This window comes from Streptomyces sp. NPDC002138 (assembly GCF_040296485.1).
GTDB lineage: Bacteria > Actinomycetota > Actinomycetes > Streptomycetales > Streptomycetaceae > Streptomyces.
In genome coordinates this window covers 1-22,900 of record NZ_JBEOXE010000001.1, presented here as the reverse complement: position 1 = coordinate 22,900, position 22,900 = coordinate 1, and the positions used below count along the sequence as shown (strand labels likewise).

20 protein-coding genes are annotated in these 22,900 nt (G+C 73.8%); 10 read left to right on the top strand and 10 right to left on the bottom strand.

The window, feature by feature from the left end; all coding sequences use genetic code 11:
• Positions 1–108 precede the first annotated feature (108 nt).
• Entirely contained in the window at positions 109–480 is a 372-nt protein-coding gene (locus ABT084_RS00100; protein ID WP_351037159.1) for a ribosome maturation factor RimM, read from the bottom strand.
• Positions 481–686: 206 nt separating this feature from the next.
• Between ABT084_RS00100 and ABT084_RS00095 the strand changes: the two genes are divergently transcribed.
• Entirely contained in the window at positions 687–860 is a 174-nt protein-coding gene (locus ABT084_RS00095; protein ID WP_351037157.1) for a CsbD family protein, read from the top strand.
• Positions 861–1,067: 207 nt separating this feature from the next.
• Positions 1,068–2,432 (top strand): NAD(P)/FAD-dependent oxidoreductase, encoded by a 1,365-nt coding sequence (locus ABT084_RS00090; protein ID WP_351037155.1) that lies wholly within the window; start codon positions 1,068–1,070, stop codon positions 2,430–2,432.
• A gap of 130 nt (positions 2,433–2,562) precedes the next feature.
• On the opposite strand, the gene ABT084_RS00085 is transcribed toward ABT084_RS00090, so the two are convergent.
• Complete coding sequence (locus ABT084_RS00085; protein ID WP_351037153.1) at positions 2,563–2,808, bottom strand: protealysin inhibitor emfourin; 246 nt, start codon at positions 2,806–2,808, stop codon at positions 2,563–2,565.
• A gap of 344 nt (positions 2,809–3,152) precedes the next feature.
• Here ABT084_RS00085 and ABT084_RS00080 point away from each other — a divergent pair, with 344 nt between their 5' ends.
• The 4 genes from ABT084_RS00080 (at position 3,153) to ABT084_RS00065 (ending at position 10,436) form a co-directional block, all read left to right on the top strand.
• On the top strand, positions 3,153–4,601 hold the full coding sequence (locus ABT084_RS00080; protein WP_351037151.1) for a DUF11 domain-containing protein: 1,449 nt from the start codon (positions 3,153–3,155) through the stop codon (positions 4,599–4,601).
• 80 nt (positions 4,602–4,681) lie between these two features.
• On the top strand, positions 4,682–6,832 hold the full coding sequence (locus tag ABT084_RS00075) for a hypothetical protein (protein WP_351037149.1): 2,151 nt from the start codon (positions 4,682–4,684) through the stop codon (positions 6,830–6,832).
• A 77-nt stretch (positions 6,833–6,909) separates the two neighbouring features.
• The gene (locus ABT084_RS00070) at positions 6,910–9,000 is read left to right on the top strand and encodes a DUF11 domain-containing protein (protein ID WP_351037147.1); all 2,091 of its coding nucleotides are present in this window, start codon (positions 6,910–6,912) and stop codon (positions 8,998–9,000) included.
• Between the two features lie 203 nt (positions 9,001–9,203).
• Complete coding sequence (locus tag ABT084_RS00065) at positions 9,204–10,436, top strand: serine hydrolase domain-containing protein (protein WP_351037145.1); 1,233 nt, start codon at positions 9,204–9,206, stop codon at positions 10,434–10,436.
• A 66-nt stretch (positions 10,437–10,502) separates the two neighbouring features.
• On the opposite strand, the gene ABT084_RS00060 is transcribed toward ABT084_RS00065, so the two are convergent.
• The gene (locus ABT084_RS00060; RefSeq protein WP_351037143.1) at positions 10,503–11,507 is read right to left on the bottom strand and encodes a BtrH N-terminal domain-containing protein; all 1,005 of its coding nucleotides are present in this window, start codon (positions 11,505–11,507) and stop codon (positions 10,503–10,505) included.
• 174 nt (positions 11,508–11,681) lie between these two features.
• Here ABT084_RS00060 and ABT084_RS00055 point away from each other — a divergent pair, with 174 nt between their 5' ends.
• From ABT084_RS00055 to ABT084_RS00045, 3 genes are all read left to right on the top strand, one after another.
• Complete coding sequence (locus tag ABT084_RS00055) at positions 11,682–12,800, top strand: DUF5954 family protein (protein ID WP_351037141.1); 1,119 nt, start codon at positions 11,682–11,684, stop codon at positions 12,798–12,800.
• 117 nt (positions 12,801–12,917) lie between these two features.
• Complete coding sequence (locus ABT084_RS00050; RefSeq protein WP_351037139.1) at positions 12,918–15,005, top strand: FUSC family protein; 2,088 nt, start codon at positions 12,918–12,920, stop codon at positions 15,003–15,005.
• 532 nt (positions 15,006–15,537) lie between these two features.
• A complete protein-coding gene (locus ABT084_RS00045; protein WP_351037137.1) occupies positions 15,538–15,930 on the top strand; it encodes a hypothetical protein in 393 nt (130 codons plus the stop codon).
• A 19-nt stretch (positions 15,931–15,949) separates the two neighbouring features.
• On the opposite strand, the gene ABT084_RS00040 is transcribed toward ABT084_RS00045, so the two are convergent.
• From ABT084_RS00040 to ABT084_RS00030, 3 genes are read right to left on the bottom strand one after another with little or no spacing between them, the layout of a single operon-like run.
• Positions 15,950–16,603 carry a phosphatase PAP2 family protein gene (locus ABT084_RS00040; RefSeq protein ID WP_351037136.1) on the bottom strand — a complete coding sequence of 218 codons (654 nt, stop codon included), beginning with the start codon at positions 16,601–16,603 and terminating at the stop codon, positions 15,950–15,952.
• Complete coding sequence (locus tag ABT084_RS00035) at positions 16,600–17,205, bottom strand: phosphatase PAP2 family protein (RefSeq protein ID WP_351037134.1); 606 nt, start codon at positions 17,203–17,205, stop codon at positions 16,600–16,602. The genes ABT084_RS00040 and ABT084_RS00035 overlap by 4 nt, the downstream gene beginning before the upstream one ends.
• Positions 17,202–17,879, bottom strand: a complete 678-nt coding sequence (locus tag ABT084_RS00030; protein WP_351037132.1) for a DedA family protein — start codon at positions 17,877–17,879, stop codon at positions 17,202–17,204. Before ABT084_RS00030 ends, ABT084_RS00035 begins: the two co-directional genes overlap by 4 nt.
• A gap of 244 nt (positions 17,880–18,123) precedes the next feature.
• Between ABT084_RS00030 and ABT084_RS00025 the strand changes: the two genes are divergently transcribed.
• Entirely contained in the window at positions 18,124–19,065 is a 942-nt protein-coding gene (locus ABT084_RS00025) for an NAD-dependent epimerase/dehydratase family protein (protein ID WP_351037130.1), read from the top strand.
• Positions 19,066–19,110: 45 nt separating this feature from the next.
• Here ABT084_RS00025 and ABT084_RS00020 read toward each other — a convergent pair whose 3' ends face one another.
• The 4 genes from ABT084_RS00020 to ABT084_RS00005 form a co-directional block, all read right to left on the bottom strand.
• Complete coding sequence (locus tag ABT084_RS00020; RefSeq protein ID WP_351037128.1) at positions 19,111–20,349, bottom strand: cytochrome P450; 1,239 nt, start codon at positions 20,347–20,349, stop codon at positions 19,111–19,113.
• A gap of 25 nt (positions 20,350–20,374) precedes the next feature.
• Entirely contained in the window at positions 20,375–21,766 is a 1,392-nt protein-coding gene (locus tag ABT084_RS00015) for an NAD(P)/FAD-dependent oxidoreductase (RefSeq protein WP_351037126.1), read from the bottom strand.
• Entirely contained in the window at positions 21,759–22,013 is a 255-nt protein-coding gene (locus tag ABT084_RS00010) for a ferredoxin (protein WP_351037506.1), read from the bottom strand. The genes ABT084_RS00015 and ABT084_RS00010 overlap by 8 nt, the downstream gene beginning before the upstream one ends.
• Before the next feature lie 125 nt (positions 22,014–22,138).
• On the bottom strand, positions 22,139–22,786 hold the full coding sequence (locus ABT084_RS00005) for a hypothetical protein (RefSeq protein WP_351037125.1): 648 nt from the start codon (positions 22,784–22,786) through the stop codon (positions 22,139–22,141).
• Positions 22,787–22,900: the final 114 nt, after the last annotated feature.

Below are 22,900 nucleotides of genomic sequence, written 5' to 3'. Positions count from 1 at the left end.
CCAGCATTGCGGGTCGGTATGCGCGAGACCCGCATTTGAGCTGGTCGGGAGTTCCGCGCCGATCGTCCCGGGCGGTGCGTCGGGCGGTGCGTCGGGCGGGCGGGCGGATCAGGCGGCGGGGCGGCGGGCGAAGGACGCGCCGAAGCCGTAGTACGTGCTCAGCTCGGAGCGGTAGTCCGCGGCGCCGAGGTGCTTCTCCCGGTCGAACTCGGGGGCGTCCTTGATCTCGGACTTGGTGAGGTCGACGTAGATCCGCCGCGCGTCCTCGTCGACCTTCGTGATGGCACGGACCGGGAGGAGGACCTCCTTGCCGAAGATCCACACGCCGGTGTCGACCACGAGGTAGGACGACCCGACTTCGTCGGAGTGCTTGTCGACCTTGCCGATCGGGCCCTCGGTCGCCTCGACCTTGTAACCGGTCAGGTCCATCCCCGGGCGGAAGCCCGAGGTCCGCCGGTACGCCCACACATTTCCGTTCACGAAAAGCAACTCCCTCATCGAGACATGCGGTACATGCGGTCCACCTGTGCCCGGCTGCCCCCTCTGATCATGCGGAAACCCCCCGCGTATGAGGGGCGATGAAGGACGCTCCGGTGGAACGGGGGCGTTTAGCGTCCGGCGGACGGGTCAGAAGCGCTGACGTAAGACGTTTCCTCACGCACAGCACGCATAGGGAGTGATGACCGGTGTCGGGTGAGCAGAAGAGCGAAGCCAAGACCGAGCAGGCCAAGGGCAAGATCAAGGAGATCGCGGGCCGCACCGTCGGAAACGAGCGGCTGGAAGCGGAGGGCCGCGGCGAGCAGGCGAAGGGCGACGCGCGCGAGGCCAAGGAGAAGATCAAGGACGTCTTCAAGCACTGACCTCCTTGATTCCCTCGACCGCTTGACCTTTGACCGCTGACCGCACCGACGGGGCGGAGTCCGGACCGGCTGACGGTTCGCCTCCGCCCCGTCGGCGTTCGTGCTGTTTCCGGCCTGTTCCGGCCCGTTCCCGCCCCGCGGGTGCATGTCGCCGCGGACGGGGCAGGCGGGCGGATGACCTGGCGGCCCTGAGAAAGGACGGACACCGTGGCGCGACCGAGGATCCTCGTAGTGGGCGCGGGCTTCGCAGGAGTGGAATGCGTCCGACGTCTGGAACGCAGGCTCTCCCCCGACGAGGCCGACATCTCCGTGGTCACACCGAACGCGTACCAGCTGTACCTGCCCCTGCTCCCCCAGGTGGCCTCCGGCGTCCTGACGCCGCAGTCCATCGCCGTCTCCTTGCGCCGCAGCAGCCGGCACCGGACCCGGATCATCCCCGGTGCGGCGATCGGCGTGGACACCCGGGCCAAGGTCTGCATCGTCCGCAAGATCACCGGTGAGGTGACCGACGAGGCCTACGACCACCTCGTCCTGGCGCCCGGCAGTGTCACCCGCACCTTCGACATCCCCGGCCTCCTCGAGAACGCGCGGGGCATGAAGACCCTCGCCGAGGCCGCGTACCTGCGCGACCACGTCATCGCGCAGCTGGACCTCGCGGACGCCAGCCAGGACGAGGCGGAGCGGGCCGCCCGGCTGTGCTTCATCGTGGTCGGCGGCGGCTACGCGGGGACCGAGACGGCGGCGTGCCTCCAGCGGCTGACCGACAACGCCGTCAAGCGCTACCCGCGGCTGGACCGACGGCAGATCAGCTGGCACCTGCTGGACATGGCGCCCAAGCTGATGCCCGAGCTCGGCGACTCCCTGGGGCGGGCGGCCCTGGACATCCTGCGGCGCCGCGGCATCCAGGTGTCGCTGGGGGTGAGCGTCGCCAAGGCGGGACCGGAGGAGGTGACGCTGACCGACGGGCGGGTCCTGCCCAGCAGGACCCTCATCTGGACGGCGGGCGTGGCCGCGAGCCCGCTGATCGGCACGATGGACGCGGAGACCGAGCGCGGGCGCCTGGTGGTGACACCGGAGATGACGGTGCCGGACGCCTCGGGCGTCTTCGCCCTGGGGGATGCGGCGGCCGTACCCGACCTCGCCAAGGGCGAGAGCGGCGCGATCTGCCCGCCGACCGCGCAGCACGCCCTGCGGCAGGGGCGCACGCTGGCCGACAACGTGATCGCCTCGCTGCGTCACCAGCCGCTGCGGCCGTACGTGCACAAGGACCTGGGTCTGGTGGTCGACCTCGGCGGTACCGACGCCGTGTCGAAACCCCTGGGCATCCCGCTGCGCGGCCTGCCCGCCCAGGCGGTGGCCCGCGGCTACCACTGGTCGGCACTGCGGACGAACGTGGCCAAGACCCGGGTCATGACCAACTGGCTGCTGAACGCCGTGGCCGGGGACGACTTCGTGCGCACCGGATTCCAGTCCGCGGCGCCGCGCACCCTGCGGGAGTTCGAGAGCACCGACGCGTACCTGACACCGGCGCAGGTGCGCGAGCACACGCGGGGCCTGCGCGCCGCCGGCTGAGCCGTCGGCCAGGGCGGCCGGGGGCGGTCGAGGGGGCGTCGTACGTCCGGCCGGGCTCGGCGCCCCTACGCGAGGGACCCGGCCGGGGTGGTGACCACCCCGGCCGGGTCCTTGTCGTGCACGGCGGGCGTCAGGCCCCTTCGGAGAGGACCCCGCGGATCAGTTCGCGCTGGTCGCCCGTCAGGCCGGTCTCATCCACTTCGAGCACCTGGTCGTCGACCGTGATCCGGTAGTGGAAGCCGTCCGCGACCGGCGGCGGCAGGACGCGCCGGGCGAGTCCTTCCCAACGGGCGGCGTCGGCCCGGGCCGAGGTGTCGACCTCCCGTGCCTTCTTCACGCCCGTGAGGCCTCCCGAGCGAGTGACGGTTATCAGCATGATCGTTCCCCTTCGGACGTCGGTTTCTTCCCCCACGGGCACGGCGCTCGGCCGGCCGCCCATCGGCGGCCGTGGCAGCGGCGGTCCGCGGAGCCTTGGTCCTGTCGTCGCCTGCCCCGGAATCGGCGGCCTTCCCGGTGAGCGGCGGCCGCCACGCGAAATGGGCCTGTTCGTGTCGGCACCTGGCCGATAAGGGCGCAAGCCCGGAACTTTCCGCCGACGGACTGAATGTGATCACCCATTAGCTACAAATGATCACTGCGCGTGCGCCACCGTCGCTATTTGTGTGAAGAGATGACCACACCGCTCCACTCCGGGGAGCCGGATTCTCCGAAGGGCGCCCGATGCGACGTGTTACCCACAACCGGTCCGGTGGCTCGTACGGGCGCGCCCTGACCGCGGTCTGCGCGGTGACGGCCTGCTGGTTCCTGCCCCTGGCTCCGGCGGTGGCGGCCACGGCGCCCGCGCCGGTACCCGTGCGGGGACCCGTACCCGTGCCGGTACCCGCGCCAGTGCCGGTCCCCGCGCCCGACACCACGACGGCCACCGCCCCGCGGTCGGCGGACACCGCGGACCTGGAGGTCTCCGGCGTGCTGCGGCCCGGCGCGTCCGGCGCACGGGAGCAGCGGCAGGGCGCCGCCCCGGCGGTGCGGGAGACCTTCGACTACGTCGTGACGGTGACCAACCGCGGGCCCTCGACCGCCCGCCAGGTACGCGTCACCGACCGGCTGCCGGCCTCCCTCGAGTTCGTCTCGTCCCGCGACGGCTGCACCGCGAGCGGCCGGACGGCGGTGTGCGGGCCGCTGGCCACGCTGCCCGTGGGCATGTCTCACGCCTGGGTGATCACCGTACGGCTGGCGCCGGGCTACGCCGGGGACGGCGCGGACATCGTCAACGAGGCCGTCGTCGACGCGGCGACCTCGGACCCCGATTCCCTCAACAACCACACCTCGCTGACGGGCCTGAAGATTCCGCCCAGCGCGCGGACGGCCGACCTGTCGCTCCGGAAGACGGCGTTGCTCGCGAAGGGCCGCGAACACGTCAGGCCCGGCGAGAAGTTCACGTACCTGATCACGGTGCGCAACCAGGGGCCCGGTACGGCCCGCCAGGTCAAGGTCACCGACCGCTTGCCGGCCTCGCTGACCCTGCTCTCCTCGCCCGACGACTGCGTCGTCGCGCCGGGTGAGGAGCGGCTGGTGGAGTGTCCGGCGCTCGACCGTCTGGCGGCCGGCGGGACGGCGGAGTTCAGGCTCACCGTCCGCGCTGCCGACGGGAGGCGGGCCAACCCCCCGGCGAACAGGTGCACACCCCTGCGGAACATCGCCCGCGTCGCCGGCGCCAGCTTCGATCCCGACCTGTCGGACAACGCCAACGACCCGGATACGACGGGTCCGACCGGTGGCCGGCTGTGCCTGGTGTCCGGCCGGGGCGAGGAGCACCACGGCGGACACGGCGACGATGACCACGGCGGCGACGACCACGGCCACGGCGGGCACTGCGACGACGAGCACGGCGACGACGGGGGCGAGGACCAGCACGGTGGCCACGACCACCCCTGGGACCACGACGACCAAGGCGACGAGGGCGGCCAGAGCGACCAGAGCGACCAGAGCGACCAGAGCGACCAGAGCGACCAGAGCGACGATAAGGGCGGCCCGGACCACCACGGCGGTCGCGGTGACCTCGCCGACTCGGGCGCCCACGTCCCGGAGTGGCTGCTGTGGGCCCCGGCCTCGCTCGTGACCGGTGGAGCGGCGCTCCGGACGGCCTTCCGCAGACGATCGCGAGCGTGACCGGGTTGCGCCGGGCCTTCCGCAGCGGACGTCCTCCGGTGGGCGTGCCGCGGAGCGAGCAGATGAGGAACCACACGGGTATGACAGTGTCCTGGAGCACCTGGTGGCGAAAGGCCGCCGTGCCGCTGGCGTGCGCGGCCGCCCTGCTGCTGCCGCTCACGACGTCGGCGGTCGCCGCGGGCGGCGGGCACGCGGGCGGCGGGCACGCAGGCGGCGGGCACGCGGGCGGCGGGCACGCGGGCGGACACGGACCCCGGGCGCTCACCTTCCCCGTCAACGAGACCTTCGACAGCTCCACCAACCTGGGCACCACCAGCGGCAACGCGAGCTACCCCGGCGGGGGCTGGCTGAGGCTCACCTCGACGAGCTCCTCCCAGGCCGGGACCTGGAAGATGAAGGACTCCTTCCCCTCCAGCCTCGGCATCGTGGCCGAGTTCAGCTACGCCACCTACGGGGGAACCGCGTTCGAGGGCAAGCGCGGTGACGGCCTGTCCTTCTACCTCACCGACGGATCGGCCAAGGACGGCACCGGCCCCTCCGGCGGCAGCCTCGGCTACGCCTGCTCGGGCCTGGTGAACCGCTGTACGGGCTCGGGCGTTCCCGGCGCCTACCTCGGCGTCGGGCTGGACGAGTTCGGCAACTTCTCCTCCAACACGGTCGGCAACGGCGGTCCGGGCGCCCAGTCCAACAAGATCGTGGTCCGCGGCGGCGGGGACGGCACCTCCGGCTACCGTTACGCCACGGCCGCGGACGGCCCCGGCTCCACCGTCGAGACGGGCAGCCGTGCCAAGGAGCGCAAAGTCCGGATCTCGCTGCTGCCCAGCGGTTCGAAGATGCTGCTGTCGGTCTGGTCGGACAGCGGACCGGGCACGACGATGAACCAGCTGGTCACCGACTACGACGTCACCGCCATCGCCAACCAGCCCGCCCTGCCCGCCACCCTCAAGGTCGGCTTCTCCGCGGGCACCGGCGGTGCGACGAACAACCACGAGATCGACGACCTCCAGATCAACGTGCCCGCTGATCTCACCCTCACCAAGTCCGGTTCCCCCACGCCCGTTCCGGCGGGCGGCGGACCGGTGACCTACACGCTCACCGTCACCAACAGCCAGGCCAACGAGGTGACCGGAGCGGCCGTGCGCGACACCGTGCCCGGGCTGACCGACGTCACCTGGACCTGCCGCGCCGGGACCGGCGGAACCTGCGGCAAGGCCTCGGGCAGCGGCAACACCCTGGACACCACCGCCGACTTCAAACGCGGCGGCAGCGTCACCTACACCCTCACCGGTACGGCCCCCGCCCAGCCCACCTCGCTGAGCAACAGCGCCACCGTGACCGCGCCCGCGGACCGCACCGACACCAACCCCGCCGACAACACCGCCACCGCAGCCGACATCGTGGTGACGGCCCGCGCCGACGTGGCCGCCGAGAAGGAGGCGCTGGGCAGCGGCCCGGTCGTCCCGGGCCAGGAGTTCGAGTACCGCATCACCGCCCGCAACCTCGGCCCCTCCTCCACCCCCACGGTGCTGGTCTCCGACACCCTGCCCGCCCCGCTGCGGTTCGTCTCCTCCGTCTCCGGCTGCACCGCCGACGGACAGCGGCTGTCCTGCCCGGTGCGGGGCCCGCTGATCCCCGGGGCCAGTGGAGTCTGGGCGGTGCGCGTCCGACTCGATCCGGCCTATACGGGCGACGGTTCGGACCTCGGAAACGTCGCCGCCGTCCGGCACCCGGTCCCCGACCCGCAGCCCGCGAACAACACCAGCGCGGCCGCCCCGCCCCCCGGCGGGGTGGCGGCCCCGCAGGCCGACCTCGCGCTCACCAAGACGGCCCAGGACCGTACCCCGGTCGCACCGGGCGAGACCTTCACCTACACGGTGACCGTGCGCAACGCGGGCCCGTCCGTGGCCCGGAAGGTCACCGTCGGCGACCCGCTGCCCCCGTCCCTGTCCTTCGTCTCCTCCGCCGACGGCTGCACGGCCACCGGCCGTGACGTGACCTGTGGGACCGAAGCCGCCATGGACCCGGGCGCCGCCCGCTCCTGGACGTTCACCGTGCGGCTCGACCCGGCCTACACCGGGGACGGCACGGCCCTGCGCAACACGGCGACCGCCCGGGCGGACACGGCCGATCCGAACCCGCTCGACAACAGCGGCTCCGCCGGCGCCCCGGGCGGCCGCGTCCGCCCGGCGAACGCCGACATCGAGCTCACCAAGCGCGCCGTCGCGGGCTGACCCGGCGCGACCTTCCCCCGAACTCCCGTACAGCCTTCTGTACGGTCCTCTCACGCACGAAACGGAAACGATGCGCGATGACGACGACTCCAGGCCGGAGGCCCGCGGCGTGGGCCCTGGCCCCGCTGCTCTGCGCCGCGGCCCTGTGGACCGGACCGGTCCCCGCGGCCGCCGCACTGCCCGGCGGGGCGCACCGGGTCGAGGTGACGGCACAGCGTGCCAAGGCTCCGGGTGACCTGATCACCTACACGCTGACCGCGAAGAACAAGGGCCCGTCGGTGGCCCGGAACGTCACCGCGACGGACAGGCTGCCGGCCGGGATCTCCTTCGTGGATTCCTCCGACGGATGCACCGCGATCGGACAGACCGTCACCTGCGGGCCCGAACCCCAGCTGGCGGCGAACCAGACGAAGAGCTGGAGCTTCCAGGCCCGGTTGAGCCCCTCCTACCAGGGCGACGGCTCCGACCTCGGCAACAGCGCCAAGGGCACCTCGGACGCCACCGATCCGGATCCGGGCAACAACAAGCCCGATCCGGTGCTGCCGCCGGGACCGTTCGGACCCGTCTCGGACCTGGCCACCGTCAAGACCCCGCTGGGCGCGGGACCGACGGTGCCGGGCCAGGAGTACGAGTACGAGGTCCGTACGACCAACAAGGGTCCCTCCGACGCGCGCAACGTCCAGGTGACGGACACCCTGCCCGACGGGCTGACCTTCGTGTCCTCGGCCGACCCGTGCACGGTGTCCGGCCGGACCGTCACCTGCGGTCCGCTGGCCCGGCTGGTCCCGGGCGCCGAGGTGGTGTGGACCTTCAAGGTGAAGCTGGACGCCGCCTACTCCGGTGACGGCAGCGACCTGCGCAACACCGCCACCTCCGCCTCCGCGTCCAAGGACCCGGAGCCCGCCGACAACACCTCGCACGCCGTACTGCCGCCGGGCGGGGTCACCGAGCCGCAGGCCGATGTGTGGACGACGAAGCGGCCGGCCAACGACACTCCGATCGCCCCCGGGCAGACCTTCGAGTACGTGGTGACCGCGCACAACGACGGCCCGTCCCGAGCGGTCAACACCACCCTCACGGACAAGCTGCCCGCGCAGCTCGCCTTCGTCTCCTCGCCCGACAACTGCTCGGTGACCGACGGTACGGTCAGCTGCGGTCCGGTGGCGGTACTGGAGCCGTCGGCGTCGAAGACGTGGCGTTTCATCGTCCGCCTCGACAGCGGCTACACGGGCAACGGTTCCGACATCCGCAACACCGCGACCGCCACCTCCCGGACGAAGGACCCCAAGCCGGAGAACAACACGAGCAGCCCGGCGGGCCTGCCCGGCAGCACCGTCAACAAGCCGACCGCGGACCTGGCCGTGACCAAGCAGGCCGTCGGTACCAAGCCGCCGGTACCGGGCGAGACCTTCGACTACCGGATCCGGGTCACCAACAACGGCCCCTCGGCCGACGCCTTCAACGTCAAGCTCAGCGACAACCTGCCCGAGGGCCTCTCGTACGTGACGAGCTCCCCCGCCGGATGCAGCGTCGCCGGACACCTGGTGTCGTGCAAGCGGAGCACCCCGCTCAAGGTCGGCGAGACGGTCGAGTACCTGCTCACCGTCAAGGTGGATCCCGCCTACAGCGGCGACGGCAGCGACCTGAAGAACACCGCCCAGGTGACGGCCGACAACATCGACCCGGCGAGCGAGAACGACACGAGCACCGCGACCGTGCCCGGCGGGCACGTCACGGATCCCGCCGCGGACCTCGCCATCACCAAGAAGCCCGTCCAGACCGCCCCCGTGGCGCCGGGCGAGACCTTCGACTACGCCCTGACCGTCATCAACAACGGCCCCTCGCAGGCCGAGCAGATCACCGTCTCCGACACGCTGCCGACCGCGCTCAGCTTCGTCTCCGGCGACGCCACGTGCACCTCCGGACAGACCGTCACCTGTGGCCCGCTGCCGAGCCTGGCACCCGGAGCCTCGATGACCTGGGTGATCAAGGTGAAGCTGGATCCGGAGTACACCGGTGACGGCTCCGACATCCGCAACACCGCCACGGTCGACGCCCTGACCCACGACCCCCACAGCGCGAACAACACCAGCGCGGCCGCCGGCCCGCCCGGAGGCAAGGTCAAGGAGCCGACGGCGGACCTGGAGGTCGGCAAGACGACCCCGTGACCCCGTAGCACCCCCGCAGTACCCCGCAGTACCCGGAGCGGCCGGCGGACATCCAGTCCGTCGGCCGCTCCCGTGCCCGTTCCCGCGCCCGCGCCCGCGCCCCGATGGCTCGCCTCGCGACCGGCACAGCGCGGGCCTAGGCTGTTACGGATGGTGGTCGCCTCGTGCTGTGCCCCGGTCCTCGGACGACAGGAGACCGTGCAGTGAAGCCAACCCGCATCCGGCTCGGCCGGGCCTGCGCGGCTGCCGCCGCCGCGGGCGTGCTCGTCATCCCGGCCGTCACGGGCTCCGCGTACGGGGCGACCCCGCCCCCGGCGCCGTCCGCCACCGCCGCACCCTCCCCCGGTACCGACGGGAACTTCCCGCAGCTCACCCCGGCCGTCGCGGCGCGCCTGGACGCCGCCGTGCGCCAGGTCATGCGCGTGACGGGGACGCCGGGAGCCGTCGTGGGGCTGTGGGCCCCCGGCAAGGGGAGCTACGTGAAGGCCTTCGGCGTGGCGGACAAGGCGACCGGCGCGCCCATGAAGGCCGATGTCCACACCCGCCTCGGCAGCGAGACCAAGACCTTCACGGTCACCGCCCTCCTCCGGCTGGTCGACCAGGGGAAGGTCCGGCTGGACGACCCCATCGGCAGGTACGTCCCGGGCGTTCCGAACGGGGACCACATCACCCTGCGCGAACTGGCGGGCATGCGCAGCGGGTTGTTCAACTACACCCTGGACCCGGACTTCGTGAAGACCTTCGAGGGCAACCCCGAACAGCGCTTCGTACCGCGGCAGTTGCTCGACTTCTCCTTCAAACACCCCGCGCAGTTCCCGCCGGACGCGAAGTTCCAGTACTCCAACACCAACCTCGTCCTGCTCGGCCTGGTGATCGAGAAGGTCACCGGCCGTCCCGTCCAGGACGTCATCACCAAGGACGTCATCGAACCGGCGGGGCTCCGCCACACGCTCTTCCCGACCGGGCCCGAATTCCCCGAACCGCACGCGCACGGCTACAGCGACGAGACGCCCTCGGGCGAGATCGAGGACGCGACGAACTGGAACCCCTCGTGGGCGTGGGCCGCGGGCGCGATGATCTCCGACATGCAGGACCTGCGCACCTGGGCCCGGGTGCTCGCCACCGGCACGCTGCTGACGCCCGCGACCCAGGCCGAGCGCCTGAAGACCACGCCGATGGACATCCCGGGCGCCGGTTACGGGCTGGGCATCTTCAACGTGCAGGGCTGGATCGGCCACAACGGCTCGCTGCCCGGCTACGAGAGCCTGACCGTCTACCTGCCGCAGGCGCGGGCCACCATGGTGATCATCCTGAACACCGACGTCGAGACCGACGGCCAGGAGCCGAGCACGCTCTTCGGCGACGCGGTCACCAGCATCGTGACGCCCGCGCACGTGTACCCCGGGCACAAGCCCCTGGTGCCGAAGCCCGGCTGAGCCGGCCGAACCTGCCGAAGCGGACCGGACCGCGGGGCGCACCGCGCGAGCGGCGCGCCCCCACGGCTACTTCCGCAGCGCGCCGACCGCCTGCTCCTCCAGCTCGAGGCAGCGGTCCACCCGCTCCGCGCACGCCTCGAAGAGCGCGCCGCGCTCTTCGGCGTCGGCGTCCGCGTCGGCGTCCCGGGCGAGCGCGGCCAGCTCCGACCAGTGGCGGGCGGACTCGCGGAAGAGCCCGGCGGCCTCGGGGCGCCCGACGAGGTCGAGGAAGTCCGCGTACAGCGGCCGCGTCGCGCCCGGCGCGGTCCACTCCTCCTCCAGGCAGGTGTACAGCCGGGCGGTACCGGCGCGGAAGGCCTCGGGCGAACCGCCGAACCGGTGCTCCCAGCCCGTCTTGGTGGTCCGGTCGCGCAGCTGCGCGGCGAACTTCTCCATGCCGGTGAAGCCGAAGTTCACGTCGAACTGGTTGCCCAGGACCGCCCCGGTGAGGTGGGTGACCGTGGAGGCGATCGCCCCTTCCACGTCCGGCTCGCCCTCCGGCGGCCCGGTGGGCACGATCAGCTGGTGGCGGCCCTTGCGGTGCGCGGTCCAGGCCGCGCCGAACTCCTCGCGGTCGATCCGGTACGGCGTCGCGGCGCCGTCCTCGATCAGCAGGTCGTCGCCGTCGTACCCGGCGATGACCACGGTGTGGGGGTCGGCGCCGGTCATCTCGGCGTCCGGGTCGGCCTCGTGCCAGGGCAGGGAGGACCGGTCGACGACACAGAAGGCGGGCTGCCCCTCGTCGAGCGCGGCGCGGACCCGGCCCCAGCGCGGCTTCATCGCGCGCGTGGCGTCGTACGGCACCCCCAGGCGGCCGAGCGCGACCTGGACCCAGGGCTCGGGGTGGGCCTGGGCCACGATGGTGGCGATGGGCGTGCGGCCCTCGTATTCGAAGACGAAGTACATGAAGCCGATCCCCCCGGCCAGGCCGGCGACGAGTTCCTCGTCGTGGGCGCTGCCCAGGGCATGCCGGATCAGGGAGGCTTCCCGGTGGCGTCCGGTACCGAAGTCTTCGTACACGAGCACAGTCATGCGATCAGCGTAACCGCGCCGCCGGAGCGTTCCGTCCACCTCATCGGCGCCACGGCACCGCCCCCGCTCCCGCCGGTGTCCGGCAATCGGCCATCCGTGCGGGACCGTCCGCGGGGCGAGGGGGGATCGGTGAAAGGCCCCGCGCGGAGTGGTCCCGGTCGGCAGGATGGTGGCATGGACCATGAGGATGCGGGGCGTGGCGGGGTACGGCCGATTGTGGTGCGGGTGCCGGTGGAACCGGTCGACGCGGTGGTGGAGGCCGATGCGATCGATGCCGCGGCGCGTGCGAGTGCCGTGGTCGTGCGTGGTCCGTTGTTCGGGGTCGTGGAGCAGTCGCCGGCGGACGGCCCGCGCTGGCGGGTGGTGGTCGCGGTGGTGAACGGCTGTCCGCAGCTCGCCCGCGACAGCCTCAACTCGCTGCTGTGGTTCCGCGCGAAGGACGAGGCGGGCGACCGGGCGCAGCGGCGCGACCTCCTGGCGGCGGTGGCCCGGCTGGAGGAGGAGCGGGTCGACGACCTCGTGGTGGGCGAGCTCCGCTACCGGGTGGTGCGCGCGGAGGAGTACGCGGCGGCGGGCCCGGAGGGCATCGAGGCGCCGCGTCCGAGCGATCCGGAGCCGCCGGTCCCGGACTGGTCGCGCGGTGTGAAGGGGCCCGGGGTCGACGACGGGCTGCTGCTGGACCCGGACGCGCCGGTCACTCCGGCGCAGGCGGCGGAACAGCTGGCGCTGCGCGACCTGTGTTACACGGGCGAACGGTTCCCCGGGGACGTACGGGCGGACTCGCGGCGGGCGTTGGACACGCACCGGGACGTCCTGTTGCTGCCCCCGACGTTCACGGTGGTGGAGCAGACGAGGGCCCGGGGCTGGAAGGGGGTCAGCGGTCCGCACGCCACCGCGCACGACGCGCGTGTGTCCCTGGACTTCGCCCTGACCTGGGCCTGGCCGCGGATGCACGGCCTGATCCCGATCGGCGCCGACCCCGGGGCCGACGCCCGCACCGTGGGCGCGGCGGGCAGCGGTGGGAGTGGCGCGAGCGAGGAAGGGGCGGGTGAGCTGGCCGCGTACGCCGAGGCCGCCGACGCCCTGCGGGCCGGACGGGTCAACCGCCTCGAATTCCAGGGCGTCGTCTACCAGATCGCCCGCACCCGGCGTCTGCTGCGCTGGGGCCCCGACGGGCCCGAGGGCCCGCGCCCCTCCGACAGCAACAGCCAGGACCCCTCGCGCATCCACCCCGTCCTCGACGAGGACGGCAGGATCGTCCCCCGGGAGGAGAGCGAGGACGACGAGGAGTGAGGGCGGGTGCGTCCCGGCCCGCTCGCGCACCGGTTCAGGGACCGGCGATGACCGCCCGCTGACTGAATCCTCCGTCAGTGGGTGGTGGGCCGTGACGGTCGGCCCGATGCTGGAGTCATGGGCGTCCCACGTGAGCGAGATGCCGGCCGCGGCCCCGGGAAGCTGACGCGGCGCGCGGTGCGGACCACCCTCGCCGCGTGTACCGGTTTCTTCGTGTGCCTGTACGGGCTGGACCGGCCGGTGGCGGCGACGTACGCCCTGTTCGGGGTGGTCTCGATGGCGGCCCTCTCGCACATCCCCGGCACCGGGCGGCAGCGGGCGGCCGTGCTGGTCCGGACGGCGCCCGTGGTCTGGGTGCTGGTGACGGCCGGCAGCTACCTCGCGGTGCGGACCTGGAGCGCCGTGGCCGGGATGCTGCTGATCGGTTTCCTCCTGGCCTACGCCGCGGCGGCCGGGCCCCTGGCGGCCGGGGCCGCGCCCGGGCTGCAACTGCTCTACATCCTGCCGTGCTTCCCGCCCTACCTGCCGGACACCCTCGGCGAGCGGCTCGCGGGGGTGACCTTCGGCCTCGCGCTGCTGGTCCTCGTCGAGTCGTGCGTCTGGCCCGAGCCGCGCGGGCCCTCCTACCGGCAGTTGACCGCCGAGGCCGCCGACACCGCGGCCCGGTGCGCCGCCGAGCTGGTCCACCGGCCGTACGCCCTCTCCCCCGAGGCGGCGCGGGCGGCCCGGGAGGCCGGGGAGGCGCTGCGGCCGCTGCGGGTCTCCGAGGCCGAGCGCCCCGCCGGGCCGGGCCTGCGCGACCGCGCCCTCGCGCACGCGGGCCTGGCCGTCCGCACGCTCCTCGGCCGCCTCGCGGCCCTTCCCGCCCCTCCCCCGGGCGACCCGCCGCAGGAGCGGGGCCCGGAGGTCCTGCCCGCGGTCGCGCGGGCCACCACCGAGACCGCGGCCCTGCTGCGCGGCACGGGCCGGACGGCCGAGGCGGCCGAAGCCCTGCGGCGCGTACGGGAGGAGGCCGTGGCCGCCACGGCGGACGAGCGGTACGCGACCGCGGCGCGCGGGCGGCGCCGGGCGGCGCTCCTGGAGGTGGCGGACGCGGCCGTCGCCTTCTCGACGGCGGCCCGGATCGTCGCCCGGGGGCGGCGCGCGCGCACGCCGCCGGAGACCGAACCCGGCCGGTTCTGGTACGCCGGGCAGCGCGCCCCCCGCCTCTGGTGGCACCGGCTGGCCGCGCACGCCGGGCCGCGGTCCGTGTACTTCCAGAACGCCGTCCGGATCAGCCTCGCGCTCGCGGCGGCCCGCACGGTCGCGGGTCTGGAGTCCCTGCCCCACGGCTTCTGGGCGATGCTGGCCGTCCTCAGCCTGACCCGGACCACGGCCTCCCAGACCCGGGCGACCGTGCGCCAGGCACTCATCGGCACGCTGGTCGGCGCCCTGGCGACCGCCGGCGTCCTGGCCCTGGTGGGCGGTCGCACCACGGTCTACGCGGTGGCGCTGCCGGTGGTCATGCTCGTCGCGTTCCGGGTGGGGCCCGCGCGGGGCGTGGGGTGGTCGCAAGGCATGTTCACCCTGGTCGTGTCCTTCGTCTTCGCGCAGCTGGCCCCCGTGACCTGGCGGCTGGCCGAGGTCAGGATCGTGGACGTGGTCGTCGGCAGCCTGATCGGCATCGTGTTCGGGCTGCTCGCCTGGCCGCGAGGGGCGCAGCAGGAGCTGCGGCGGGCGGTCGGCCTGATGCTGACGAGGGCGGCCGGAGCGATCGAGGGCGCCACGGCCGCCGTGGCGGCGGGCGGCCCCGGGACCGTCCCCGACGACCGGCCGCTCCAGCTCGCGCTGTCGCTGGCGGAGTCCGCGTTCGCGCAGCACCAGAGCGAGCCCGGGGGCGGCCCGGGGGCCGCGCGGGACTGGCAGGCGGTCATGATGACGGGCCATCACGTGCTGTGGGGCTCGCGGCGGTTGCGGGGACGAGGAGGTCCGGCCCTCGACCCCGGGGAGGCGGCGTGGCTGCGCGACCGGGCGGCCGGGGTGGCCGCCGCGCTGCGCCGGGCGGCGGAGGGCGCGGATCCCGGTCCGGTGGCGTACGGCCCGTACGCGTCCGCGGCCGGCTCCGGCGCCCCACCGGGCATCGCGCCGCCGCGCTTCTTCGCCGTTCTCGCCTGGCTCGACTCGCTCACCACGGACATCGAGCGCATGAGCGCGTCGGGAGCCTAGTGCCGTGGCTCCGGTTACGGCACCAGGTCCTGTCGGAGAGGACCCGGGGCAGCGGCTGCTCCGCGGTGGTGCCGAGGATGTGGACCATCCCCAGCAGGAGGGCCGCGGCCGGGGCCGTCCATCGGCGGACCCACCCTGTCGAGGAGTCGACCCGTGACCGCTTCCCGCCCGCTCGCCTCCTTCGGCGGCCTCGCTCGTGGCCGCCCGCGACGAGGCGCGGCGCGGGCTGCACGAGAGCCGGCTCCCGGGCGCGGTCCCCCGGAGCCGGGCCCCGGACTACCTGAGGGAGATCAGGCAGGGCCGGCCCGCGGGCCCACCGGACCCGCCTCCGGCGACGGATTCCGCGGGGGACGGCACCTGGGAGTGCGCCCTCAGCGTCGGCACGCGGCGGCGATGACCAGCAGCAGGACGATGACGCCCACGGCCTGCAGACAGCCCCTGGGCCGGGACGCCCGCGCCGGTGCGCCCGGCGCCCGGGGGGCCTGGATAATGACACGGGCCCGCACGCACCGATCCGAGAGATGAAGAGACCATGCCCCTCGAAGCAGGCCAGCGGGTGAAGCTCGCGGTGGAGACCCGGCTCACCGACTGGGTCGCGATGACCGCCGACTCCCCCGGGTCGGCGGGAACGCCCGCCGGGTCCCTCTCGCTGGCGGCGGGCACCCCCGGCACCGTGGAGCGCGTGGTCGAGCACGACGAACAGAGCCGCGAAGCCGCCGAGTACGCCCGGCTCAAGTCGCTCCTCGACTCCTACGGCCACGAGATGCCCACGGGGAGCAGGAAGCAGCTCGAGGAGAAGGTCGCCTCGTTGGAACCCCACTGGACCGCCTACGAGGAACAGCGGCTGCGCGCGACGGTCCGGGTCCGCTTCGACAACGGCTTCATCCTCGACGACGCCCCCGAGGACGTCTTCACCTCCGCCTGACGGGCCCGGGGCGGGTCCGTCAGGCCGCCGGGGGCCGGGGAATGCGCCACAGGTACACGCAGGCGATGAGGGAGAGCCACGCGGTGGCGAAGAGCCAGCCCCCGATCACGTCGGTGAACCAGTGCACGCCGAGGTAGACGCGGGTGAGGCCGACCGACGCGCCCCAGAGGCCGATGAGTACGACGGTGAGCGCGGGCACCTTCGCGTCGCGCCGCAGGAACAGCGCCGCGATCAGGAGCCCGGCGGTCATCGCGGCGGTGGATGTGTGGCCCGAGGGGAAGGACCAGCCCGAGGCCTGCGCGGCCCAGTCGGCGGCCGGGGGGCGCGGGCGGGCGATCAGCGTCATGACCGCGTAGCGCACGGTCTGCCCCGCGCCGAGGCACAGGAGCAGGGCGGCGGCCGTGCCCGCGCGCTGCCGGGTGGTGCGGCCCACGTAGCACCCGGCCAGCACGAGCAGGACGTACGGGAGGAACCCGGTGCCCGTGTGGGTGAGCGCGCGGGCCGATGCCGAGGCGACGGGCGGGCGGTGCTCCACGGACCAGCGGTGCAGACCCGCGTCGGCCGGCAGCAGGTGGTCCGGGGCGTGCAGGACCCACACCGCCAGCAGCGCGAACAGCGTCGCGCAGGTCAGCGCCAGCCACCCCGCACGGCGGGCGAGGCGGGTGCGGGTCACGCGGCGGCCAGCAGCGGACGCAGCGGGCCGCGCTTCAGCCGGTCGGCCCATGCGCTCTGGCGGCGCCGGACCGCCCAGGACGAGACGGCGGCGACCGAGGCCCCGACGAGGCAGCCGGCCAGCACGTCGTGCGGGTAGTGCACGCCGACCCACACGCGGGAGACGGCCATCAGGGCCGCCGCGGCCAGGGCCAGGGCGCCCAGTCGGCGCGACACGAAGCACAGCGCGACGGCCGCGGCGGCGGCGAGGGCCGCGTGGTTGCTGGGGAAGGACCAGTCGCCGGGTGCGGGGCACGCCTCGAGCGTCGGCGCCCGGAGGGTCTGGCAGGGCCGGTCCTCGCGTACGGCGAGCTTCAGCAGCGCGTCGGTGCCGAAGGCGAGGAGGGTGATCAGCGGGACGGCGAGGGCGGTGACTGCGACGGGGGTGCCCGCGCGCCGCGCCCGCCACCAGCCGGCGGCCATCAGTACCGCGAAGAGGGCCAGCCCGTAGCTCGACCAGCCCGCGACCAGGGTGTCCACCCAGCCGGGGGCGCGGTGGGCGAGGCCGGTCACCTCGAGGTAGGCGGGGCCGTCGAGGCGCGAGCCGTCGTACGTGGGGGTCATCGAACAGATCCGTTCTGGTGCTTCGCGGCCCGCCGGGAGCGGAGCATTTCGATCGCCAGGGGCAGGAGGGACACGAGGGCGATGAGAGCGACGATGGGCAGCAGGTACCGGTCGACGTCGGGTACGGAGGAGCCGAGGGCGTAACCGGCGAGCACCAGGCCCACCGTCCACACCAGCCCGCCGAGGACCTGCCACAGGATGAAGACGCGCGCCGGGATGTTCAGCGCCCCGGCGAGCGGGTTGAGGACCGTGCGCACCACGGGCACGAAGCGGGCCAGCACGATCGCCTTGGCGTGCCCGTACCGCTCCAGCAGTTCCTCCGCGCGCTGAGCGCCCTCGCGCAGCCGGGGGGACCGGCCGCGGGCGAGGAGGGCGCCGCCCGCGCGGCGCCCGATGAGGTAGCCGCACTGGGCGCCGGCCAGCGCGCCGACCACCGCGGCGGCCAGGACCGGCAGGAGCGACAGCGTCGCGCCCTGGTCCGTCGTACCGGCGCAGAGCAGCCCGGCGGTGAACAGGAGCGAGTCCCCGGGCAGGAAGAACCCGATCAGCAGCCCGGTCTCCGCGAACATGACCAGCGCGATGCCCAGCACGCCGAAGGCGGCCAGGAGCGAGTGGGCGTCGAGCAGGTTGACCGCGAGGTCGTGCGCGGCGGGGAGGGAAGCGGAAGCGGCCATGGACGCGCCTCTCAGGGGAATCGGACCGGGGGCAGGGCGGCGGGCAGGGGCATCGGGCGGGGACGGGTGGAGGGACGGGCGGCGGCCCGGCCCGGCACCCGGGCGACTACAACCACGTAGACGGTCTACTGCACTGTAGACGATGCGCGGCGGAGAAGCGGGCAGCGGCCCGGCCGGACGCCCCGGAAGATGCGCGCGGGTCGGGCAAGATCCAAAGAAACACGGCCTGGCCTAGGGTGCGTACGTGAGCCATTACGTCGTCGTAGGATTCGGGCCCGCCGGGGCCGCCACCGCTCGGCTGCTGGCCGGGCGCGGTCACTCGGTACGGGTCATCACCCGATCGGGCCGCGGTCCCGAACCCGGCATCGAGCACCTCGCGTTGGACGCGACGGACAGCGCCCGGCTGAGCGAGGCGGCGCGGGGTGCGGACGCGGTCTTCGGCTGCGCCGCGCCGCCCTACCACCACTGGACGCGCGCATGGCCGCCGCTGGCCTCGTCCCTGTGCGCGGCGGCCGGGGCGACCGGAGCCGTCCTGGTCATGCTGGGCAACCTGTACGGCTACGGGCCGGTGGACGGCCCGCTGACCGAGCAGCTCCCGTCGGCGGCGACGGGCCCCAAGGGGCGGGTGCGCGCGGCCGGGTGGGAGCAGGCGCGGACCCTGCACGAGGAGGGGCGCATCAAGGCGGTCGAGGTCCGGGCCTCGGACTTCTTCGGGCCCGGGGTGACCGACGGCGGGCATCTGGCCGCGCGGGTCGTGCCCCGCGTGCTGCGCGGCAAGCCGGTGTCCGTGCTCGGGAATCCGGACGCCCCGCACAGCTGGAGCTATCTTCCCGACGTGGCCCGGGCGCTGGCCGAGGTCGCGGGCGAGGAGCGGGCCTGGGGGCGGGCCTGGCACGCCCCGACGCTGCCCGCACTGTCCGCCCGGGAGATGGTCGGCCGTCTCGCCGTCCGGGCGGGGACCGGTCCGGTCGCGGTGCGCGGGCTGCCGCCGGCCGTGCTGGGCGTCGGCGGGCTCGTCTCCCCGCTGCTGCGCGAACTGAAGGAGGTCCGCTACCAGTTCGACCGCCCGTTCGTGGTCGACTCGGCGGCGTACGAGGTGGCGTTCACGGAGCGGGCCACGCCCCTCGACGAGCAGGTCGAGGCCACGCTGGCCTGGTGGCGCGAGCGGCCGGCCGCCGCGGAATGAGGTCCGCGGCGGCCGCCGCCCGGTGCGGGACCGGCCCGCGGGGCGTCAGTCGCGGATCCCGTCGCAGCTGATCCGCAGGTGACGGGGGCCCCGCAGGACCGCGTTCTGGCGGTAGGGCGGGGGGTCCTCGATCAGGCGGGGGTTCTCCAGGCGCCGGGCCAGTTCGCTGAGTGCGAGCTGCGCTTCCAGACGGGCCAGCGGGGCGCCGAAGCAGCTGTGGATGCCGCTGCCGAGGCCCAGGTGCTGGATGTCCTTGCGGTGCGGGTCGAAGCGGTCCGGGTCCTTGAAGCGGGCGGGGTCCCTGTTGCCGGAGGCCAGGATCAGCCACATCGAGGAGCCCTTGGGGATGGTGACCCCGCGGACCTCGATGTCGACGAGGGGGGTGCGCTGCGGCAGCAGCTGCACCGGCGGTTCGAAGCGCAGCAGCTCCTCGACGAGGGGAACGGCCAGCCCGGGCTCCTCGCGCAGTTCGCGCAGGACGTCCGGATTGCGCAGCAGCGTCAGCATGCCGTTGGTGATCAGGTTGACCGTGGTCTCGTGCCCGGCGATCAGCAGCAGGGCCGCTGTGCTGAGCAGCTCCATCGTCGACATGGAGTCGTCCGGGCCGTGTCCCACGGCCAGTTGGGAGAGCATGTCGTCGCCGGGGTTCTTGCGCCGCTCCTCGATCAGCCCGGCGAGGTACATGCCGAGCTCCATCCGGGAGTCGTGGGTGACCCGCTGCCGCTCCGCCGGGTCGGCGTCCGGATCGGGATCCAGGCTCGCGGCGAGGGTGTCGGCCCAGACGTGGAAGCGTGCCTCGTCCTCGCGGGGCACGCCCAGCAGCTGGCAGATCATCGTCACGGGGAAGGGGTACGCGAACTGGTCGACCAGGTCGATCCCGTCCGGGTCACCGAGGTTGTCGATGAGCCCGGTGACGATGTCCTTGAGGCCGCCGCGCATCCCGTCGACGCGGTGCGGGGAGTGCGGCGGGCCGAAGGGCCGGTGGGTCATGCGGCGCAGCCGGTCGTGTTCCGGCGGGTCCAGTTTCAGGAAGCTGGGCGGCAGCGTCATGGCCTCCTCTCCCCCCTCCTCGGCCAGCGGGTCCCCGGCGGTGGCGGCGAGGTTGCGGGAGTCGGAGCTGAGTCGCGGGTCGTGCAGCAGGCTCTGGATGTCGTAGTACGTGCTGATGACGTACGGCCCGGTCCCGTCGTGGAAGACGGGCGTCTTGCGCAGCTCCTCGTACAGCGGGTACGGGTTCGCGCGGTGGGCGTAGTCCAGGATCTGGCTCAGGATGCCGTGGGTCATGGCGGGTCCTCCGGGGGCGTGCGGGTCAGTGCCCGGCGGGGGTGAAGGTGATCCGGCGGTCGGCCGGTGAGTACCCGCTGAGGGTGATGGTCGGACCGTGCGTGGGCACGGACGGGTCCGGGAAGTCCGCCGGGATCGGGTGCTGTCCGTCGGGCCGGCGGTCGACCGTGGTGAACGGGAGCGGGAAGGGCGCGGTGGCCTCGATCTGCTGCTCGTAGAACTGCAGCCAGCGCGAGTTGTCGAAGGTGACCGCGCCGATGACCCGGCCCTGGTAGCCGTAGACCCCGGTGAAGCGGCGTTCGGCGCGCGAGCCCTGGGTGATCATGATCTCGGTGCCCATGGAGGGCACGCCGACGGATTTGATGTTCACCCCGAACTGGGAGGACCAGAAGGCGGGCACCCACAGGTGCGGGCGGCGGTCGGAGCTCTCGCTGAGCATGTTGTGGGCGGCGGTCTCGGCCTGGGCGACGGCGTTGCCCCAGTGCTCCAGCGACAGGAACTGGTAGCCGAACAGGGCGTGCGGGGAGCGGGCCACGTCGCCCGCCACGTAGATGTCGTCGGTGACGATGCCGCGGACGTCGAAGGCCCGGCAGCCCGCGTCGCAGGCGATGCCGCGCGGGCCCGCCCCGAGCCCGGATCCCATCAGCCACTCGGTGTTGCGCTGGGCGCCGAGCGAGACGACCACGACGTCGCATTCCAGCGTGGTGCCGTCGGAGAGGTGCGCGGCCCGCACGCGTCCGGAGGAATCGCCCTCCAGCCCGGTGACCATGATCCCGGTGCGCAGGTCGACGCCGTGTTCGCGCTGCATCTCGGCGGCGACGGCCCCGATCACCCCGCCCAGGGCGCCGACCAGCGGGCCGTCGGCGCGCTCGGCGACGGTGACGTCCAGCCCGCGTTCGCGGCACGCGGAGGCGATCTCGGAGCCGGTGAATCCGGCGCCGATGACCAGGACCCGGCGCGGTCCGGCGGCGAGCGCCCGGGCCAGGCCCGCCCCGTCGTCGCGGGTGCGCAGGGTGAACACCCCGGCCAGTTCGCCCTCGGCCTCGTTCGGCCAGGGCCGGGCCCGCACCCCGGTGGCGATCAACAGGCGGTCGTACGGCACCTCGTCGCCGTCGGCCAGCCTGACCGTGCGGGCCGCCATGTCGAGGCCGTCGGCCGGTACGCCGAGGCGCCACTCGGCGCCGAGGTCGCGGCGCCGGGGCAGCAGGGTGCGCTCGGCGTCGGCCCGGCCGAGCAGGACCCCCTTGGACAGCGGCGGGCGGTCGTACGGCTCGTACGGCTCGTCGCCGATCATGGTCAGTGAGCCGGTGAAGCCCTTCTCCCGCATGGTCTCGGCGGCGCGCAGACCCGCCAGGGAGGCGCCGACGACCACGATCCGGCCGGACGTCTTGAGCTGTTCCAGGGCGGTGTCAGGCATCGGGTGCCTCCCCGCCGCGGGCGCCGGCGTCGGTGCCCGCGGGGGCGGCGGCCGGGCCGACTTCGTCCGTGAGGATCGCCTGCACGGGGCAGGCGGCGACGGCCTGGGCCACGCGCTCGCGCTGGGCCTCCTCGGCCTCCGGGTCATAGAGCAGCCCCTCGTCCCCGTGCATCGCGAAGACATCGGGGGCGAGGAAGGCGCATTGCGCGTATCCCTGGCACCGGTTGAGATCGACGACGAGCCTCAGCAAGGTTGTGGTCCTTTCGGTGACCCCCGCGGCTTCCCAGACCAGCCTGCGCGCGGCCGCGGCACGGAGCCCGCCCGGCGCCGCCGTCCGGGTGACACCGGGGCGCGCGGCGGACCGTACGGGCGTCACGGCACGACCGGGCCCGGCCGGCCCAGCCGCGACTTCAGGACGTACACGCTCACCATCAGGGCCCAGGCCGGGAACACCAGCTCCGACCACGGCACCGAGGAGCCGACGACCAGGAGCACCGCACCGGCCAGGTATCCGGCCAGGACCAGCGGACGGGGGAAGACACCGAGCCCGCGGCCGATCGTCGAGGTGGCGAAGACGAAGACGGCCGCCATCCGCATCGCGTAGGTGGTGAGCAGCGTGTAGGCGAAGTGGCGGCCGAAGTCCTGCGGCTGGTCGGTGTCGAGCACCGTCCCGGCGGCCGCGGCCGCGCCGAAGAGGCAGGCCACGAAGATCAGGCCGCTGCCCAGGAAGACGGTGGAGACGAACCGGTCCTCGCCGTCCCCGCCGTGCTCCCGCAGCGCGCCCATGAACCAGAGGAAGGCGATGCCCGCGAAGGGTACGAGCTCCACCGCCGCGGTGACGGCGTCCCGCTGGCCCGAGGTGACCTCCACCCGGGCCGCGCCGCCCCCTTCGGGCAGGGCGATCCGGGCGAGCACGATCGCGCCGGCGAGCAGGACGGCGAAGAGGACCCCCGCCAGTCCCGCCATCCGTGGGGTGCTCAGGCTCGCTCCCGTGGGCGTCGCCTGGTGTCCTTGTCTCATGCCTCCAGCAAGCCGGGGGCGGCCCCGGGATGCCAGCGGAGCCGCGCACCCGGGTGACGGGGCCCCGCTCGGCGCCGGGCCCGGGCCGGTCCTCCGCCCCGGCCCGGGCCCGGC

What these genes read in the sequence shown, in the direction of transcription:
- ABT084_RS00085 (WP_351037153.1), bottom strand. Translation starts at nt 2,808, where the DNA reads ATGCTGATAACCGTCACTCGCTCGGGAGGCCTCACGGGCGTGAAGAAG.
- ABT084_RS00080 (WP_351037151.1), top strand. Translation starts at nt 3,153, where the DNA reads ATGCGACGTGTTACCCACAACCGGTCCGGTGGCTCGTACGGGCGCGCC.
- ABT084_RS00075 (WP_351037149.1), top strand. Translation starts at nt 4,682, where the DNA reads ATGACAGTGTCCTGGAGCACCTGGTGGCGAAAGGCCGCCGTGCCGCTG.
- ABT084_RS00070 (WP_351037147.1), top strand. Translation starts at nt 6,910, where the DNA reads ATGACGACGACTCCAGGCCGGAGGCCCGCGGCGTGGGCCCTGGCCCCG.
- ABT084_RS00060 (WP_351037143.1), bottom strand. Translation starts at nt 11,507, where the DNA reads ATGACTGTGCTCGTGTACGAAGACTTCGGTACCGGACGCCACCGGGAA.
- ABT084_RS00055 (WP_351037141.1), top strand. Translation starts at nt 11,682, where the DNA reads ATGGACCATGAGGATGCGGGGCGTGGCGGGGTACGGCCGATTGTGGTG.
- ABT084_RS00050 (WP_351037139.1), top strand. Translation starts at nt 12,918, where the DNA reads ATGGGCGTCCCACGTGAGCGAGATGCCGGCCGCGGCCCCGGGAAGCTG.
- ABT084_RS00045 (WP_351037137.1), top strand. Translation starts at nt 15,538, where the DNA reads ATGCCCCTCGAAGCAGGCCAGCGGGTGAAGCTCGCGGTGGAGACCCGG.
- ABT084_RS00035 (WP_351037134.1), bottom strand. Translation starts at nt 17,205, where the DNA reads ATGACCCCCACGTACGACGGCTCGCGCCTCGACGGCCCCGCCTACCTC.
- ABT084_RS00030 (WP_351037132.1), bottom strand. Translation starts at nt 17,879, where the DNA reads ATGGCCGCTTCCGCTTCCCTCCCCGCCGCGCACGACCTCGCGGTCAAC.
- ABT084_RS00020 (WP_351037128.1), bottom strand. Translation starts at nt 20,349, where the DNA reads ATGACCCACGGCATCCTGAGCCAGATCCTGGACTACGCCCACCGCGCG.
- ABT084_RS00015 (WP_351037126.1), bottom strand. Translation starts at nt 21,766, where the DNA reads ATGCCTGACACCGCCCTGGAACAGCTCAAGACGTCCGGCCGGATCGTG.
- ABT084_RS00005 (WP_351037125.1), bottom strand. Translation starts at nt 22,786, where the DNA reads ATGAGACAAGGACACCAGGCGACGCCCACGGGAGCGAGCCTGAGCACC.